At 69.3% G+C, this 16784-nt stretch carries 16 protein-coding genes and 1 tRNA gene; 4 read left to right on the plus strand and 13 right to left on the minus strand.

Annotated features, from left to right (window positions below):
- Positions 1-64: 64 nt before the first annotated feature.
- Positions 65-664, minus strand: coding sequence for an ANTAR domain-containing response regulator (locus F0U44_RS14590; protein WP_149729093.1), 600 nt, complete (start codon positions 662-664; stop codon positions 65-67).
- A 76-nt stretch (positions 665-740) separates the two neighbouring features.
- Here F0U44_RS14590 and F0U44_RS14595 point away from each other — a divergent pair.
- The 3 genes from F0U44_RS14595 (at position 741) to F0U44_RS14605 (ending at position 2459) form a co-directional block, all read left to right on the plus strand.
- A tRNA-Leu gene (locus tag F0U44_RS14595) sits at positions 741-826 on the plus strand.
- A 44-nt stretch (positions 827-870) separates the two neighbouring features.
- Positions 871-1650 (plus strand): transcriptional regulator, encoded by a 780-nt coding sequence (locus F0U44_RS14600; RefSeq protein ID WP_149729094.1) that lies wholly within the window; start codon positions 871-873, stop codon positions 1648-1650.
- A 38-nt stretch (positions 1651-1688) separates the two neighbouring features.
- Entirely contained in the window at positions 1689-2459 is a 771-nt protein-coding gene (locus F0U44_RS14605; protein WP_149729222.1) for a DUF427 domain-containing protein, read from the plus strand.
- Between the two features lie 3 nt (positions 2460-2462).
- Here F0U44_RS14605 and pyk read toward each other — a convergent pair whose 3' ends face one another.
- From pyk to trpC, 8 genes are all read right to left on the minus strand, one after another.
- Entirely contained in the window at positions 2463-3923 is a 1461-nt protein-coding gene (gene pyk, locus F0U44_RS14610) for a pyruvate kinase (RefSeq protein ID WP_149729095.1), read from the minus strand.
- 37 nt (positions 3924-3960) lie between these two features.
- Positions 3961-5430 carry a glutamate synthase subunit beta gene (locus F0U44_RS14615; protein WP_149729096.1) on the minus strand — a complete coding sequence of 490 codons (1470 nt, stop codon included), beginning with the start codon at positions 5428-5430 and terminating at the stop codon, positions 3961-3963.
- Positions 5423-9988: a glutamate synthase large subunit gene (gene gltB / locus F0U44_RS14620; protein ID WP_149729097.1), complete on the minus strand. Its 4566-nt coding sequence runs from the start codon at positions 9986-9988 to the stop codon at positions 5423-5425. The genes F0U44_RS14615 and gltB overlap by 8 nt, the downstream gene beginning before the upstream one ends.
- 148 nt (positions 9989-10136) lie before the next feature.
- Positions 10137-11153 (minus strand): prolipoprotein diacylglyceryl transferase, encoded by a 1017-nt coding sequence (gene lgt, locus F0U44_RS14625; RefSeq protein WP_223163704.1) that lies wholly within the window; start codon positions 11151-11153, stop codon positions 10137-10139.
- 2 nt (positions 11154-11155) lie between these two features.
- Positions 11156-11752 (minus strand): SCO family protein, encoded by a 597-nt coding sequence (locus F0U44_RS14630; RefSeq protein WP_149729098.1) that lies wholly within the window; start codon positions 11750-11752, stop codon positions 11156-11158.
- On the minus strand, positions 11753-12568 hold the full coding sequence (gene trpA, locus F0U44_RS14635; RefSeq protein WP_149729099.1) for a tryptophan synthase subunit alpha: 816 nt from the start codon (positions 12566-12568) through the stop codon (positions 11753-11755). It abuts the gene before it with no gap.
- On the minus strand, positions 12565-13794 hold the full coding sequence (trpB, locus tag F0U44_RS14640; RefSeq protein ID WP_149729100.1) for a tryptophan synthase subunit beta: 1230 nt from the start codon (positions 13792-13794) through the stop codon (positions 12565-12567). Before trpB ends, trpA begins: the two co-directional genes overlap by 4 nt.
- A complete protein-coding gene (gene trpC / locus F0U44_RS14645; protein ID WP_149729101.1) occupies positions 13791-14573 on the minus strand; it encodes an indole-3-glycerol phosphate synthase TrpC in 783 nt (260 codons plus the stop codon). The genes trpB and trpC overlap by 4 nt, the downstream gene beginning before the upstream one ends.
- A 127-nt stretch (positions 14574-14700) precedes the next feature.
- Here trpC and F0U44_RS14650 point away from each other — a divergent pair, with 127 nt between their 5' ends.
- Positions 14701-15024, plus strand: a complete 324-nt coding sequence (locus F0U44_RS14650) for a DUF4190 domain-containing protein (protein WP_188113498.1) — start codon at positions 14701-14703, stop codon at positions 15022-15024.
- A gap of 69 nt (positions 15025-15093) precedes the next feature.
- Here the strand turns inward: F0U44_RS14650 and F0U44_RS14655 are convergent, their stop codons facing one another.
- Genes F0U44_RS14655 through hisI form a run of 4 tightly spaced genes read right to left on the minus strand, consistent with a single transcriptional unit; the run spans position 15094 to position 16712 of the window.
- Complete coding sequence (locus F0U44_RS14655) at positions 15094-15510, minus strand: DUF2752 domain-containing protein (RefSeq protein WP_149729102.1); 417 nt, start codon at positions 15508-15510, stop codon at positions 15094-15096.
- Positions 15511-15524: 14 nt separating this feature from the next.
- Positions 15525-15725 carry an HGxxPAAW family protein gene (locus tag F0U44_RS14660; RefSeq protein WP_149729103.1) on the minus strand — a complete coding sequence of 67 codons (201 nt, stop codon included), beginning with the start codon at positions 15723-15725 and terminating at the stop codon, positions 15525-15527.
- Between the two features lie 10 nt (positions 15726-15735).
- On the minus strand, positions 15736-16377 hold the full coding sequence (locus F0U44_RS14665; protein WP_188113499.1) for a Trp biosynthesis-associated membrane protein: 642 nt from the start codon (positions 16375-16377) through the stop codon (positions 15736-15738).
- A complete protein-coding gene (hisI, locus tag F0U44_RS14670) occupies positions 16374-16712 on the minus strand; it encodes a phosphoribosyl-AMP cyclohydrolase (protein ID WP_149729105.1) in 339 nt (112 codons plus the stop codon). The genes F0U44_RS14665 and hisI overlap by 4 nt, the downstream gene beginning before the upstream one ends.
- Positions 16713-16784 lie beyond the last annotated feature (72 nt).

Consider the following 16784-nt stretch of genomic DNA (forward strand, 5'->3'; position numbering starts at 1 on the left):
TGACACACAATCGTGACGCTGGGGGTCACGGCGCGAAATCGTCCGCTCCTGGATCTGGGCAGCGTCAGGAGGCTCCGCCCGGCACCCCGTGGGTCACGACGCCCTCGGCGACCTGGCGCATCGACATGCGCAGGTCCATCGCCGTCTTCTGGATCCAGCGGAACGCCTCGGGCTCGGTGAGGGAGAGCTGCTCCTGCAAGATTCCCTTCGCCCGGTCGACCGCCTTGCGGGTGTCGAGGGCCTCCTTGAGGTCGGTGACCTCCGCCTCGAGCAGGGCGATCTCGGCGAACCGGCTCACCGCCATCTCGATCGCCGGCACCAGGTCGGACTGCGTGAACGGCTTCACCAGGTAGGACATGGCCCCCGCGTCGCGTGCCCGCTCGACCAGGTCGCGCTGCGAGAACGCCGTCAGCATCACGACCGGAGCGATCCGCTTGCCCGCGATCGCCTCCGCCGCCGCGATCCCGTCGAGCACCGGCATCTTCACGTCGAGGATGACCAGGTCGGGCCGCAGCTCCTCAGCCAGCTCGATCGCCTTCGCGCCGTCACCCGCCTGCCCGACGACGTCGTAACCCTCCTCCGCCAGCATCTCGGCGAGATCCATCCGGATCAGGGTCTCGTCCTCAGCGATGACGACGGTGCGGGGAGCGGGCGTCTCGGTCACGGGCAAAGGGTATCTGTCGCAACGTTACGACCGGATGTCACCCGCAGGGGTGCCCTCGGCTAGGGTTTCCGGCTGAGCCGGGTTGGCGGAATGGCAGACGCGATGGTCTCAAACACCATTGTCCGAGAGGGCGTGTGGGTTCGAATCCCACACCCGGCACCAATAGTGAGCCCGTTCCGTCGGGCCTGTCTCGCAACATTCGAGTCATGCCACACGTGCGACCTGCTGAGACGGTCGAGTCCGCGCTGCGTTCCTCCGACGCAGGCATGCGCGATGCCGACAACGCCGCCCTCCACGGCGTCGCCATCAAGACGATCCGTCGTTGGCGCCGGCTCTACCAAAGGCGCGGCCTTTCCCGCGGACAGCAGCACACCTCTGTTGCCTGCCCCATCTGCGACGACGGACACCTGGACGAGTCGGCGTACGCCGAACTCCTGGGTTGGTACCTCGGCGACGGGCACATCAGCGCCGGGCGACGCGGGGTGTTCAACCTGCACGTATTCAATGATGCCAAGTACGCCGCCAACAACGATCACCTCCAAACTCTGATGGCGACCGTCAAACCCGGCGGCCGCCCCCACACTCGGATGGCGCCCGGTTGCGTCATCACGACGACGTCGTGGAAACACTGGCCATGCCTCTTCCCTCAGCACGGCCCGGGCCGCAAGCACGAGCGCCCGATCGCGCTGGAAGACTGGCAGCGTCGGATCGTCGAGGCCCACCCTGGGCCGTTCCTGCGGGGGCTCTTCCACTCCGACGGTTGCCGCACCATCAACTCAACCCGCCGCCTCGTCGCCGGCGAGACGAAGCTCTATCTCTATCCGCGGTGGCAGTTCTGTAACGCGTCCGACGACATCAGGGAACTGTGCTGCTGGGCGCTCGACCTCGTCGACATCGCGTGGCGACAGTCCGATGTCCGCGTCATCAGCGTCTCCAGGCGCGAGGCCGTCGCCGCGCTCGACGAACTCATCGGCCTGAAGTCGTGACGCATGCGCGGGCCGCTGCCTAGGCTGCCGGAGTGACCATGCGCACCGAACGGTCCGACAGGTGGGTCAGGGGCTTCGTGGGCGACACGGCGGTCGTCGACAGCCGCGACGCGCTGCTCTTCTGGGAGCCGGCGTTCCCGGTGCCGGGCTACGCCTTCCCGCGAGACGACGTACGCACCGACCTCCTCCGGCCATCGGCGAAGGAGCGGGTCGAGCGCTCGTTCTTCGGACCGAAGGGACCCACCAGCACTGTGTACGACGTCATGGTCGGCGACCGCACGATCGAAGCTGCCGCGTGGGTCCGCGACGACCCGGCGATCGACGACCGGCTCGTGCTCACCTGGCAGCCGGGCGCCTTCGACCGGTGGCTTGAGGAGGACGAGGAGGTGTTCGCCCACCCGCGCGACCCCTACAAGCGGGTCGACGCGATGCCGAGCTCGCGCCACGTCCAGGTCGCGATCGGTGGGACCGTCGTCGCCGAGAGCCGCTCCCCCGTGCTGCTCTTCGAGACCCACCTCCCGACGCGCTACTACTTCGCCCGCGAGGACGTCCGGCTCGATCTGCTGTCCCCGAGCGGCAACCGCAGCGACTGTCCCTACAAGGGCCACGCGGAGGACTACTGGAGCGTGCCCGGGGTGCGCGACGCCGACAACGTGGCGTGGTCCTACGCCGACCCGGTGCCGGCCGTCGGCCTGATCGCCGATCGGATCGCGTTCTACAACGAGCTCGTTGACATCACCGTCGACGGCGTACCGCAGGTCCGGCCCGAATCGATCTTCAGCAAGCGCGGCAACCGACCGGTCGAGTGACCCTCAGCGCCGTCGATAGGCGGGCGCGACCTCATTGATCGCGTCGCCCATCCGGTGGATCCGCAGCGCGTTGGTCGACCCGGGGATCCCCGGCGGGCTGCCGGCGACGATGACGACGAGGTCACCTTCGCGCACCCGGCCGATGCGCAACAGTTCTTCGTCGACCTGACGCACCATCTCGTCGGTGTGCTCGACGGTCTTGGTCTGGAAGGCCTCGACCCCCCAGGTCATCGACAGCTGGGAGCGGCTGCGGGCCTCGGGCGTGAAAGCGAGCACCGGGATCGGGCTGCGCAGCCGGGCGAGGCGGCGGGCGGAGTCACCGGACTGGGTGAAGGCGACGACGTACTTGGCCTCGGTCCGGTGGGCGACCTCCTCAGCCGCCTTGGTGATGATGCCGGCGCGGGTGTGGGGGTCCCACTCGATGCGGCCGAAGCGGCTGAAGGTCTCGTCGGAGAGCGCGTGCTCCTCGGTTGCCGTGATGATCCGCGCCATCGTCTCGACGGTGTGGATCGGGTGCTCGCCCACGCTGGTCTCACCGGAGAGCATCACCGCATCGGCTCCGTCGAGCACCGCGTTGGCGACGTCGCTGGCCTCGGCGCGGGTGGGCGCAGGGTTGGCGACCATCGACTCGAGCATCTGGGTCGCGACGATGACCGGCTTGGCCGCGCGCCGCGCAGCCACGATGACCTTCTTCTGGAGGAACGGCACCTCCTCCAGCGGGCACTCGACGCCGAGGTCGCCACGAGCCACCATGAAACCGTCGAACGCCTCGACGACCTCGTCGAGGTTCTCGATCGCCTGGGGCTTCTCGATCTTCGCGATGATCGGGAGCATCACTCCCTCTTCGCGCATGATCTTGCGGACGTCTTCGGCGTCGCTCGCGTTGCGCACGAAGCTCAACGCGATGTAGTCGACGCCCAGCCGCAACGCGAAGCGCAGGTCGTCGGTGTCCTTGGTGGACAGCGCCGGCACGGAGACCGCCACGCCCGGCAGGTTGATGCCCTTGTTGTTGCTGACCGGGCCGCCGACGAGCACCTCGGTCTCGACGTCGGTGTCGGTCACCGACACCACGCGGAGCCGGACCTTGCCGTCGTCGATCAGCAGCGGGTCACCGGGGGCGACGTCGCCGGGCAGCCCCTTGTACGTCGTCCCGCAGATCTTGTCGTCGCCCATGACGTCGCGCGTGGTGATCGTCCACCGCTGGCTCCGCTTGAGGGTCACCGGGCCGTCGGTGAACCGCTCGAGCCGGATCTTGGGCCCCTGGAGGTCGGCGAGGATCGCCACCCCGTGCCCGCTCGCGTCCGACGCCTCCCGCACCAGGCGGTAGACCTCGGCATGGTCAGCATGAGCGCCGTGGCTCATGTTCATCCGGGCGACGTCCATGCCCGCATAGACGAGCTCGCGGATCCGACGCTCCGAACTGGTCGCCGGTCCCAGCGTGCACACGATCTTGGCTCTCCGCACGGGAGAACCCTATCGGGCAATTGGAACGTTCAGACCGTCAGACCACGAGCGGACGTGCAGTGGGCGGGATCGGCGCCGGAAGCGTGGTCGAGCCGGTGAGGTACTTGTCGACCGCAGCGGCGGCCGCGCGACCCTCAGCGATCGCCCACACGATCAGCGACTGGCCCCGACCCGCGTCACCAGCGACGAAGACGCCGTCGACCGACGACATGTAGCCGTTGTCGCGGACCACGTTGCTGCGCGGGTCGAGGTCGACACCGAGCTGCTCGACGAGACCCGGGCCCTGCGGACCCAAGAAGCCCATGGCGAACAGCACCAGGTCGGCCGGGATCTCGCGCTCGGTGCCCTCGATCTCGACCAGCTGGCCGCCCTCGAACTTCACGTCGACGAGCTGCAGCGCGCGGACGTTGCCGTCGGCGTCGCCGAGGAACTGCTTGGTCGAGACCGAGTAGACCCGGTCGCCAGCCTCCTCGTGCGCGGACGAGACGCGGAAGATCATCGGGTAGGTCGGCCAGGGCTGTCCGTCGGGACGGCCCTCCGGCGGCTCGGGCATGATCTCGAGCTGCGTGATCGAGGCGGCACCCTGACGGGTCGACGTGCCGAGGCAGTCGGCGCCGGTGTCACCGCCACCGATGATGACGACGTGCTTGCCGTCCGCTCGGATCTGGCCCTCGACGCTCTCCCCCAGCGCGACGCGGTTGGCCTGCGGGAGGAACTCCATCGCCTGGTGGATGCCCGCGAGCTCACGGCCCGGAACCGGCAGGTCACGCGCAACGGTGGCGCCGATGGCGAGCACCACGGCGTCGTAGCGGTCCTTGAGCGCGTCGCCGGTCAGGTCACCCGAGCCGACCTCGACGCCGGAACGGAAGACCGTGCCCTCGCGCTTCATCTGCTCGATGCGACGGTCGACGTGCTGCTTCTCCATCTTGAACTCGGGGATGCCGTAGCGGAGCAGACCGCCGGGCTTGTCCTCGCGCTCGTAGACGGCGACGGTGTGGCCGGCGCGGGTCAGCTGCTGGGCAGCGGCCAGACCCGCAGGGCCCGAGCCGACGACCGCGACGGTCTTGCCCGAGAGCCACTCCGGCGGCTGCGGGGACACGAAGCCCGAGTCCCACGCTTTGTCGATGATCGAGACCTCGACGTTCTTGATCGTCACCGCGGGCTGGTTGATGCCCAGCACGCAGGCGGTCTCGCAGGGCGCCGGGCACAGGCGACCGGTGAACTCCGGGAAGTTGTTGGTCGCGTGGAGCCGCTCGATCGCCGCCTGCCAGTCGTCGCGCCAGACCAGGTCGTTCCACTCCGGGATGATGTTGCCCAGCGGGCAGCCCTGGTGGCAGAACGGGATGCCGCAGTCCATGCAGCGTCCGGCCTGCTCGACGATGATCGGCAGCAGGGCGCGGCCCGCCCCTCCGGGGTAGACCTCCTGCCAGTCCTGGACCCGCTCGTCGACGGGACGACGCTCCGCGACCTCACGGGTGGACTTCATGAAGCCCTTCGGGTCAGCCATGAAGCACCTCCATGATGCGGTTCGCGATCGCGTCCTCGTCGAGGCCCTCGGCCTCTGCCTTCGCCCGAGCCTCGAGCACCAAGCGGTAGTCGCGCGGCATGACCTCGGTGAACCGGGCCAGGCCCGCCGACCAGTCGGCCAGCAGCTCCTCGGCGACCTCGGAGCCGGTCTCCTCGAAGTGACGCTGCACGATGCTGCGCAGCTCTTCCTCACGGCCAGCCGCCACCGGGCCGAGCTCGACGAGCTCGGGGTTGACGCGGATGTCCTTGAGGTCGAGGACCCAGGCGATGCCGCCCGACATGCCGGCGGCGAAGTTGCGCCCGGTCTTGCCGAGTACGACGACGCGCCCACCGGTCATGTATTCGCAGCCGTGGTCGCCGACACCCTCGTTGACGACGGTCGCGCCCGAGTTGCGGACGCAGCAGCGCTCGCCGACACCACCGCGGATGAAGATCTCACCCGAGGTCGCGCCGTAGGCGATCGTGTTGCCGGCGATGATGTGCTCGTTGGCCTTGAACGGGGCCGAGCGGTCGGGACGGATCACGATCCGGCCGCCGGAGAGGCCCTTGCCGACGTAGTCGTTGGCGTCGCCCTCGAGGCGCAGCGTGATGCCCTTGGGCACGAACGCGCCGAACGACTGACCGGCCGAGCCCACGAGGGTCAGGTCGATCGTGCCGTCGGGCAGGCCGGCGCCGCCGTACTTCTTGGTGACCTCGTGACCGAGGATCGTGCCGACCGTGCGGTGGACGTTGCGGATGGCGAACTGGCCGCGGACCGGCTCACCGGACTCGATCGCCGCGGCAGCCGCGGGGACCAGCTCGGTGACGTCGAGCGACTTCTCCAGCCCGTGGTCCTGGCCGCCGGTGTTGCGCACGTCCTGGTCGGGGAAGTGCGTGTCGGCGACCTCCACGCGGTGCAGGATCGGCGCGAGGTCGAGACCCGAGGCCTTCCAGTGCTGTTGGGCACCGACGGTGTCGAGTGCCTGCACCTGGCCGACGGCCTCCTCGAGCGACCGGAAGCCGAGCGAGGCGAGGAGCTCGCGGACCTCCTCGGCGATGAACTCGAAGAAGTTGACGACGTATTCGGCCTTGCCGGAGTAGCGCTCGCGCAGCACCGGGTTCTGGGTCGCGACGCCGACCGGGCAGGTGTCGAGGTGACACACGCGCATCAGGATGCAGCCCGAGACGACGAGCGGAGCCGTGGCGAAGCCGTACTCCTCCGCGCCGAGCAGCGCGGCGATGACGACGTCACGACCGGTCTTGAGCTGCCCGTCGGTCTGCACGACGATCCGGTCACGCAGGCCGTTGAGCAGCAGCGTCTGCTGGGTCTCGGCCAGGCCGAGCTCCCAGGGACCACCGGCGTGCTTGAGCGACGTCAGCGGGGACGCACCCGTGCCACCGTCGTGACCCGAGATCAGCACCACGTCGGCGTGCGCCTTGGAGACACCCGCCGCGACCGTGCCGACGCCGACCTCGGAGACCAGCTTCACGTGGACGCGGGCCGACGGGTTGGCGTTCTTGAGGTCGTGGATCAGCTGAGCCAGGTCCTCGATCGAGTAGATGTCGTGGTGCGGCGGCGGGCTGATGAGGCCCACGCCGGGCGTGCTGTGCCGAGTCTTGGCCACCCACGGGTAGACCTTGTTGCCGGGCAGCTGCCCGCCCTCGCCGGGCTTGGCGCCCTGCGCCATCTTGATCTGGATGTCGTCGGAGTTGGTCAGGTATTCCGAGGTGACACCGAAACGACCCGAGGCGACCTGCTTGATCGAGCTGCGGCGCTCGGGGTCGTAGAGACGGTCGGGGTCCTCGCCGCCCTCACCGGTGTTGGACTTGGCGCCCAGCCGGTTCATGGCGATCGCGAGGGTCTCGTGCGCCTCCTTGGAGATGGAGCCGTAGGACATCGCACCGGTCGAGAACCGCTTGACGATCTCCGAGACCGGCTCGACCTCGTCGATCGAGATCGGCGCGCGGCCGAAGTCGGCAGCGTCCTTGAACTTGAAGAGCCCGCGCAGGGTCATCAGCTTCTCGGACTGGTCGTCGACGGCCTTCGTGTACTGCTTGAAGATGTCGTAGCGACCCGTGCGGGTGGCGTGCTGCAGGCGGAACACCGTCTCCGGGTTGAAGAGGTGCGGCTCGCCCTCGCGGCGCCACTGGTATTCGCCACCGATCTCGAGCTCGCGGTGCGCGGGCGCGATGCCACCGCGCGGGTAGGCCGTGGCGTGACGGCGCGCGACCTCCTCGGCGATGGTGTCGAGCTCGATGCCGCCGAGCTTGGAGGTGGTGCCGGTGAAGTACTTGTCGACCACGACCTGCGAGAGGCCGACGGCCTCGAAGATCTGCGCACCCGTGTAGGAGGCGACGGTCGAGACACCGATCTTGCTCATGACCTTCAAGACGCCCTTGCCGAGCGCCTTGATGAGGTTGGCGACGGCCTTCTCGGCCTCGACCTTGACGTAGTAGCCCTCGCGAGCGAGGTCCTCCACCGACTCCATGGCGAGGTAGGGGTTGACCGCCGCCGCGCCGTAGCCGACGAGCAGCGCGACGTGGTGGACCTCGCGGACGTCGCCGGCCTCGACCAGCAGACCGACCTGGGTGCGGGTCTTCTCACGGACCAGGTGGTGGTGGATCGCACCGGTCAGCAGGAGCGACGGGATCGGCGCCAGGTCGGCGGTCGAGTGCCGGTCGGACAGCACAATGATCCGGGCACCGCCCGCGATCGCGTCGCTGACCTCCTGGCAGATCTCGTCGAGCCGCTGGGCCATCGCCGCTCCCCCGCCCTCGACGGGGTAGAGGCCGCGCGACACGTGGGTGATGAAGCCCGGCATGTCGCCGTCACGGTTGATGTGGCGGATCTTGGCCAGGTCGTCGTTGGAGATGACCGGGAAGGGCAGCACGACCTGACGGCACGACGCAGGCGTCGGCTCGAGCAGGTTGGACTCCGGGCCGATGGTGCCGTTGAGCGAGGTCACGAGCTCTTCGCGGATGGCGTCGAGCGGCGGGTTGGTGACCTGGGCGAAGAGCTGGCTGAAGTAGTCGAACAGCAGCCGCGGCTTGTCGCTCAGCGCCGCGATGGGCGTGTCGGTGCCCATCGAGCCGAGCGCCTCGCCACCGGTGTTGGCCATCGGGGTCAGGAGGATGCGCAGCTCCTCCTCGGTGTAGCCGAAGACCTGCTGGCGACGGGTGACCGAGGCGTGCGTGTGCACGATGTGCTCGCGGTCGGGGATGTCGTCGAGGTGGATCCCGCCGGCGTGCAGCCACTCCCCGTAGGGGTGCTCGGCCGCGAGCTCGGTCTTGATCTCCTCGTCCTCGATGATCCGGTGCTCGTCGGTGTCGACGAGGAACATCTTGCCGGGCTGGAGGCGGCCCTTGCGGACGACCGTGGCCGGGTCGATGTCGAGGACACCGACCTCGGAGGCGAGGACGACCAGACCGTCGTCGGTGACCCAGAAACGCGAGGGGCGCAGGCCGTTGCGGTCGAGGACGGCACCGATCTGCGAGCCGTCGGTGAAGACGACGCACGCCGGGCCGTCCCACGGCTCCATGAGGGCGGAGTGGAAGCGGTAGAAGTCGCGCCGCTTCTCATCCATCTCGGTGTGGTTCTCCCACGCCTCGGGGATCATCATCAGCACCGAGTGGGGCAGGCTGCGACCACCCATGTGGAGCAGCTCGAGGACCTCGTCAAACGACGCCGAGTCCGACGCACCGGGGGTGCAGATCGGGTAGAGGCGCTCGAGGTCGCCGGTGAGCACGTCGCTGGCCAGCAGGGCCTCACGGGCCCGCATCCAGTTGCGGTTGCCCATGACCGTGTTGATCTCACCGTTGTGCGCGATGAAGCGGAACGGGTGGGACAGCGGCCAGCTCGGGAACGTGTTGGTCGAGAACCGCGAGTGGACGACAGCGAGCGCCGAGGCGATCCGCTCGTCGACCAGGTCGGGGAAGAACTTGTCGAGCTGGTCGGTCGTCAGCATGCCCTTGTAGATCAGGGTGCGCGATGACAGCGACGGGAAGTAGACGTCGGTCTCCCGCTCAGCGCGCTTGCGCAGGCAGAAGGCGCGGCGCTCCAGGGCCATGCCGGTCAGCTGCTGGCCGGCGCCCTTGACGAAGACCTGTGTGAACGTCGGCATGACGCTCTCCGCCATGGTGCCGAGGATGTCGGGGTTGACGGGCACGTCACGCCAGCCGACGACGTCGAGACCCTCTTCGGCCGCGAGCTCCTCGATGCGCTGACGGGTCTTGGCGACCTGGTCGTCGTCACCGGGGAGGAACGCGGTGCCGACCGCGTAGCAGGACTTGCTGGGGAGCTCGAAGCCGGCCTCGAGGGCGACCGCGCGCAAGAACGTGTCGGGGACCTGCATCAAGATGCCCGCGCCGTCACCCGAGTTGACCTCGGCGCCGGCAGCGCCGCGGTGGTCCAGGTTGCGCAGGGCAGTGAGGGCCTTCACCACGATGTCGTGGCTGGCCTCCCCCGTCATCGTCGCGACGAAGGCGACGCCGCAGGCGTCGTGCTCGTTGCGCGGGTCGTAGAGACCCTGGGGCGGCGGGAACGCGTGCGAGTAGGGCACCAGAGTTCTCCCGTCGGCTACGTCTGCGGGTGTCCTGCCCCAGGCAATGTCTGAGTCAGGGTCCACAGAAGGTGGGGCGCAAGGGACGTCACTGGCCCACGCGGCGGAAGCCTCAGGTTACCACCGCGTGACAGATTGCCGTCACTCGTCAATCCTCGGTGGACAGGTCTCCGGACGCCTCAGGAACCTCAGCAGTCTCGCTGGTCACGTCGCTGGTCCCATCGGCGTCAGGCTCGTCGGTGGCGTCCGCCACAGCCCCGTCCGCAGGCACTGCGACCGCGCCGTCGCGGAAGACCGACTCCTCGCGCCCGGGGTGGCGCTTGGACGACACGACGAAGTAGATCGCCGCTGCGGTGAACAAGATGATCGAGGTCCAGACGTTGAAGCGCAGGCCCAGGACGTTCTCGAGCTGGACGTCGTCGATCCTGAGGTACTCGATCCACCCGCGGCCGAGCGTGTAGGCCATCACGTAGACGGCCATGACGCGGCCGAAACCGAGCTTGAAGCGCCGCTCGAGGTAGATCACGAGCGCGAAGGCACCGATGTTCCAGAGGCACTCGTAGAGGAACGTCGGGTGGAAGGTCGTGCCCACCTCGAACGTGCAGGTGCCCGAGCCCTTCGGGTAGTCGCACTCCGTCGGCCAGTGGTCGCGGTCGATCTCCAGGCCCCATGGCAGGTCGGTCGGGCGTCCGTAGAGCTCCTGGTTGAACCAGTTGCCCCACCGCCCGAGCGCCTGGGCGATGAGCACACCGGGAGCCAAGGTGTCGGCCATCGGCAAGAACTTGATGCCCTTGGCCCGGCACCCGACGTAGGCACCGACCGCACCGAGGGCCACGCCGCCCCAGATGCCGAGGCCGCCGCGCCAGACGTAGAGCGCGGTGACCGGGTTCTGCCCGTCACCGAAGTAGCGCTGCCAGTCGGTGGCCACGTGGTAGAGACGCGCACCGACGATGCCGAAGGGAACCGCCCAGATCGCGATGTCCTGGACGTCGCCCGGCCGGCCACCGCGCGCGACCCACCGGCGCTCGCCGATCCAGATCGCGGCGATGATGCCCAGGATGATGCAGAGCGCGTAGCCCCGGATCGGGACCGACCCGAGGTGCCACACGCCGTTGGACGGGCTCGGGATCGTGGCAGCCAGGTGCGGGAGAAGTGCTGGGAGCAAGGTCAGTCCTCAGACAGCAGGGTGTGGATGTCGGACGCGAACTCGGTGGCGGAGGTCTCCTGGTTCCAGATGACCGTCGCCTCGTCGTGGTCGTCGATGCCGAGCACGTAGGTGGAGTGCCCGCCGAGATCGTAGCCACCGGTCGGCAGCTTCTTCCCGTCGTTGACGTAGAGGTGCAGCGGGTCGCCGGCCGCGATGATGTCGGCGAGGTCGCCGGTGAGACCGATGAAGTCCTTGCCGTAGCCGTCGAGGTAGGCCCGCAGCACCTGCTCGTCGTCACGCTCGGGATCGGTCGTCACGAACACCATCGCGACGTCGTCACGGTCGCTCTCGTCGAGGCGGTTGAGGCCGGCGGCGATGTTGTTCATGACCAGCGGACACACGTCCGGGCAGTGGGTGTAGCCGAAGAAGACGAGCGTGAGCGGCTTGTCGTTGTCAGCCGCGATGGAGTACGGCAACCCGTCGGTGTCGGTGAGCTCCACCGTCGGCGCCGCGTAGGGCTGGTCGAGCTCGATGCCGCTGAACTCCTCCGGCTCGCCACCGCAGGCAGCGAGCAGGAAGGCCACGGCGGTGACACCGACGGCGAGGCCGCGCCTCATCTACGCACGCACTCCCCGGGCCAGGTCCTCGGTGAGCGCGGTGAGCGCCCGCCGGCCGGCGTCGGCGTCGCCCGGGTGGTCGAGCAGTGCGCGGACGAACGCCGAACCGACGATCACTCCGTCGGCGTACGACGCCACCTCGGCAGCCTGTGCACCGTTGCTCACCCCCAGGCCCACGCCCACGGGAAGGCCGGGCGCGGAAACCTCGATGGCGGCCTTGGTCCGTGCCACGAGGGGGCCGGCGAGGTCGCTGGTGGCATCACGAGCGCCGGTGACTCCCATGACGGCCGTCGCGTAGACGAAGCCCCGGCAGGCCGCGGTCGTCATCGCGATCCGCTCGTCGGTCGACGACGGCGCGACGAGGAAGACCTTGTCGAGGTCGCGCGCGTCGGCCGCGGTGATCCACTCGGGCGCGAAGTCGGGCGTCAGGTCGGGGGTGATGAGGCCCGCGCCGCCCGCGTCGTAGAGGTCCTGGGCGAACCGGTCGACGCCGTAGCGCTCGACCGGGTTCCAGTAGGTCATGATCAGGGTCGGCACGCCCGTGGCCGCGACGGCCTCGACGGTGCGGAGCACGTCGGTGGTGCGGATGCCGCCGTCGAGCGCCTGCTGCGCGGCCGCCTGGATCGTCGGCCCGTCCATGACCGGGTCGCTGTAGGGCAGGCCGATCTCGATGATGTCGCAGCCCGCATCGACCATCGTCGTGAGCGCGTCGATGCCGCCCTCGACGGTCGGGAAGCCGGCCGGGAGGTAGCCGACCAGAGCGGCGCGGCCGTCGGCGCGCGCCTTGTCGTAGGCGACGCTGACGCTGGTGCTCACTTGGTCTCCCTCGTGGTCGCCCCGGCCGTGCCGAGCCCGAAGTAATCGAGCGCCGTGCCCATGTCCTTGTCACCGCGACCGGACAGGTTGATGAGGATGGTCTCGCCCTGGCGCTCCTTGGCGACCTCGAGCGCGCCGGCGATGGCGTGGGCGGACTCGATCGCCGGGATGATCCCCTCGGTGCGGGCGAGCAGCGCCATGGCGTCCATCGCGGCGGTGTCGGTGACCGGGAGGTAGGTGGCCCGGCCGCTCGCGGCGAGCGCCGCGTGCTGGGGACCGACGCCCGGGTAGTCCAGGCCCGCCGAGATCGAGTGGGACTCGACGGTCTGGCCGTCGTCGTCCTGGAGCACGTAGGTGCGCGACCCGTGGAGCACGCCGACACTGCCGGCGAAGATCGTCGCGGCGTGGCGACCGGTGTCGACGCCGTCGCCGCCCGCCTCGAAGCCGTAGATCGCGACCTCCGGGTCCTCCAGGAAGCCCGCGAAGAGCCCGATCGCGTTGGAGCCACCACCGACGCAGGCAGCGATCGCGTCGGGCAGACCGCCGGTGAGCTCGAGGCACTGGCGCCGCGCTTCGTCACCGATGCCGCGCACAAAGCTCATCACCAGGCTCGGGAACGGGTGCGGACCCGCGGCCGTGCCGAACAGGTAGGCCGTGTGGTCGACGCTCGCAACCCAGTCACGCAGCGCCTCGTTGATCGCGTCCTTCAGGGTGCGCGAACCGCTCTTCACTGAGACGACCTCGGCGCCGAGCAGCTGCATGCGCGCGACGTTGAGCGCCTGACGCTCCGTGTCGACCTCGCCCATGTAGACGGTGCAGTCGAGACCGAGGTAGGCCGCAGCGGTGGCCGAGGCGACGCCGTGCTGGCCGGCGCCGGTCTCCGCGATCACGCGGGTCTTACCCATCCGCTTGGTCAGCAGCGCCTGTCCGAGCACGTTGCGGATCTTGTGGGCACCCGTGTGGTTGAGGTCCTCGCGCTTGAGCAGGATCCGCGCGCCGGAGTGGTCGGAGAGGCGGTGCGCCTCGTAGAGCATGCTCGGGACGCCCGCGTAGTTCTGCAGCAGTCCCTCGAACTCGTGCACGAAGGTCGGGTCGACCATGGACTTCTGCCAGGCGACCTCGAGCTCGTCGAGCGCAGCGATCAACGCCTCGGGCATGAACCGGCCGCCGAAGCTGCCGGCGCCGCCGTACCAACCGTGGACGTCGGCCTCGAACCCTTGCGTCATGCCTCGACTCCTGTCATCGCAGCGACCGCCTCGCGCGGAGCACCGTCCTTCACGAGTGCCTCGCCCACGAGTACGACGCGTGCCCCCTCGGCCACGAAGCGCTTCACGTCCGTCGGCCCGCTGATCCCGGACTCGGCTACGAGGACGCGATCGGAGGGCACGAGCGGCGCGAGCCGCCCGAACGTGTCGTTGTCGACCGCGAGCGTCTTGAGGTTGCGGGCGTTGACGCCGATGAGCTCGGCGCCCAGGGCGACGGCCCGCTCGGTCTCGGCCTCGTCGTGCACCTCGACGAGCGAGGTCAGCCCGAGCTCGGTCGCCACGTCGAAGAGGCGGCGCAGGTCGTCGTCGCCGAGGACGGAGGCCATCAGCAGGACCAGATCGGCTCCGGCGGCTCGTGCCTCGAGCAGCTGGTAGTCGCCGACGATGAAGTCCTTGCGCAGGATCGGGGTGTCGACGGCGGCGCGCACGGCACGCAGGTCGTTGAGGCTGCCGCCGAAGCGGCGCTGCTCGGTGAGCACGCTGATCGCCGCGGCACCGCCGGCGGCGTATTCCGTAGCGAGGGCTGCGGGATCGGGGATGTCAGCCAGGTCGCCCTTGCTCGGGCTGCGCCGCTTGACCTCGGCGATCACGCTGGAGCCGGGACGCCGGAAGTGCGGCATCGGGTCGCGTGGCGCGGGCGCGTCAGCGAGCTGGGCGCGCAGGTCGGCCACCGACACCTCGGACTGACGGGCGGCGAGATCCTCGCGGACGCCGGCCACGATGTCGTCCAGGACCGACATTTCCCCTCCGTGAACTCGTGTGACCCCGCGGCGAATCCATCCGCTCGACGGGTTTCCAGTGTCCCACGGGATGGATATGGTCACGACACCGCCCGGGATCCGACCGGGCCTGATGAAGGGTGTTGTCGTGAGCTACAACCAGCCTCCCCCGCCGCCCGGAGGCGCCTACGGCGCCCCCCAGCCCGCCTACGGTGGTGGCGGCCAGGCCGAGCACCCCCAGGGCACCATGATCCTCATCCTGGGCATTGCCGGCATCGTCTGCTGCGGCATCGCCGCGATCGTGGCCTGGGTGATGGGCAACAAGGCGCAGAAGGAGATCGACGCGGGTCAGTACGCCCCGACCAGCGGCGTGAAGATCGGCCGGATCCTCGGCATGATCGGCACGATCCTCATGATCGTCGGCGCCGTGTTCTATCTCTTGTTCTTCGTGGTCCTGGCTGCCAACAGCTGAGGATCGACGACGCGTCGCCGTGGGTCACCCGCGGCGGCGCGTCGGCCTTTTTGGATCCAGGGTTGGGACCTACGGCGCGAGCCAGGAGCCGAAGGCGAGGTTGCGGACCACCGCGAAGACGGCCATCGCCGCGATCACGGTGAAGGCCGACACACTCGTCGCGCGCTCGGAGGGATCCCAGGACCGGCCCGTCCACCGCCCCTGGCTCCACCGAAAGAATGCGTAGGCGATCAGCGGCAGGCTCACCACGAAGAGCAGGTTGCTCGATGCAGCGTCGATGACCTGCAGGTTGGTCAGGTCGTTGACGGCGCGCAGCCCGCCGCACCCGGGGCAGTTGACGCCGAAGAGGGTCTTGGTCGGGCAGACGCCCCACGAACCCTGGTCGTGCGGGTCGCGCAGGTGCAGCGCGATCGTGGCCGCGGCGAGGCCGCCCGCGACCAGCGCGGGCGGGAGCATCCGCACCGATCGGGTCGCGGATGCGGTCATGTCACGGGTGCCGATCAGTGACCGGACTGGTGCAGACCGGCCTTGTCCATCGCGACGAACACGACGCCGGCGGCGAGCGTGATCACGACGCCGACCCAGAAGATCGCCATGTTGACAGGGTCGAGCATGAGGCCGACGCCACCGACGACGAACCCGAGGAGGGCCACGATGACAGCGGTCCAGGCCGCAGGGGTGTTGCCGTGGTTGTCAGACATGGGGCAGATCCTAGTGGGACGGGTCCTCGGTCGGGTCGTCACCCTCGTCCATGGACTTCCACAGATCCAGGCTGGTGCGCTCCTCGGCCGGGGTCTCAGCGCCCTTGGCGTCGTGAGAGGTCGGGGCGTCGTGAGAGGTCGGGGCGTCGTACTTGCTGCCCATCTCTGGCCACTGGGGCGCGTAGAGCACCGCGCTCACGGCCGCTGCGACCGAGACGACCGAGGCGGCGAACGCCACCCAGAACCACGGGGTCCAGGTCAACGGCAGCTGGTCGGCGATCACCGACAGACCGAGGTTGTCGGCGATGTCGGTGCGGGCGTCGGACTTCTGGACGAAGCCGCCGATGAGGAGCACGGCGAAGACCCCGCCCGCGCTGAGTGCGGCCAACGCGGCCAGCACCTGACGTGCGCGGCCGCGCATCACCAGGAGCACCCCCCAGCACGCGATCGCGACCAGGGCCAGCGCCCCCGCGAGTGGGAACTCCGCGCGCGCGACGCCCTGCCCGACGGCCGACTGGAGGCCGAGCTTGCCCAGCTCCGCATCGGACACCTCGAGCATGGGCTTGTGCCCGGCGACGGCGGCGGCCGCGGTCGCGGCCAGACCGACGAGCACCACCGGGGCGAACGTACGGCGGCCCGACTCCTCGCTCATCGCAGCAGCCCCGCGTCGAAGCAGGTGCGGGTGCCGGTGTGGCATGCCGGGCCCTCCTGGTCGACCTTCATCAGCAGCGTGTCGCCGTCGCAGTCGAGGCGGATCTCCTTCACGTACTGGGCGTTGCCCGAGGTCTCGCCCTTGACCCAGTACTCCTGCCGCGAGCGGCTCCAGTAGGTCGCACGCCCGGTCGTGAGGCTGCGGTGCAACGCCTCGTCGTCCATCCAGGCCAGCATCAACACCTCGCCGGTGTCGTGCTGCTGGACGATCGCGGGCACCAGGCCGACCTCGTTGCGCGAGAGTCGGTCGGCGATGGCGGGGTCGAGGGAGCTCACCCGCCCATTATCCCGGGTGGTCCCGCCGCCAGATTGTCAGCACCGCGCGACCCACCTCGCCTGAGAAAAATC

Source organism: Nocardioides humilatus (assembly GCF_008373755.1).
In the GTDB taxonomy this organism is placed as follows: domain Bacteria; phylum Actinomycetota; class Actinomycetes; order Propionibacteriales; family Nocardioidaceae; genus Nocardioides; species Nocardioides humilatus.

Coding starts and splice junctions, on each gene's coding strand:
- F0U44_RS14600 (WP_149729094.1), top strand. CDS start 871: ATGCCACACGTGCGACCTGCTGAGACGGTCGAGTCCGCGCTGCGTTCC.
- F0U44_RS14605 (WP_149729222.1), top strand. CDS start 1,689: ATGCGCACCGAACGGTCCGACAGGTGGGTCAGGGGCTTCGTGGGCGAC.
- F0U44_RS14615 (WP_149729096.1), bottom strand. CDS start 5,430: ATGGCTGACCCGAAGGGCTTCATGAAGTCCACCCGTGAGGTCGCGGAG.
- F0U44_RS14630 (WP_149729098.1), bottom strand. CDS start 11,752: ATGAGGCGCGGCCTCGCCGTCGGTGTCACCGCCGTGGCCTTCCTGCTC.
- trpB (WP_149729100.1), bottom strand. CDS start 13,794: ATGACGCAAGGGTTCGAGGCCGACGTCCACGGTTGGTACGGCGGCGCC.
- trpC (WP_149729101.1), bottom strand. CDS start 14,573: ATGTCGGTCCTGGACGACATCGTGGCCGGCGTCCGCGAGGATCTCGCC.
- F0U44_RS14655 (WP_149729102.1), bottom strand. CDS start 15,510: ATGACCGCATCCGCGACCCGATCGGTGCGGATGCTCCCGCCCGCGCTG.
- F0U44_RS14660 (WP_149729103.1), bottom strand. CDS start 15,725: ATGTCTGACAACCACGGCAACACCCCTGCGGCCTGGACCGCTGTCATC.
- F0U44_RS14665 (WP_188113499.1), bottom strand. CDS start 16,377: ATGAGCGAGGAGTCGGGCCGCCGTACGTTCGCCCCGGTGGTGCTCGTC.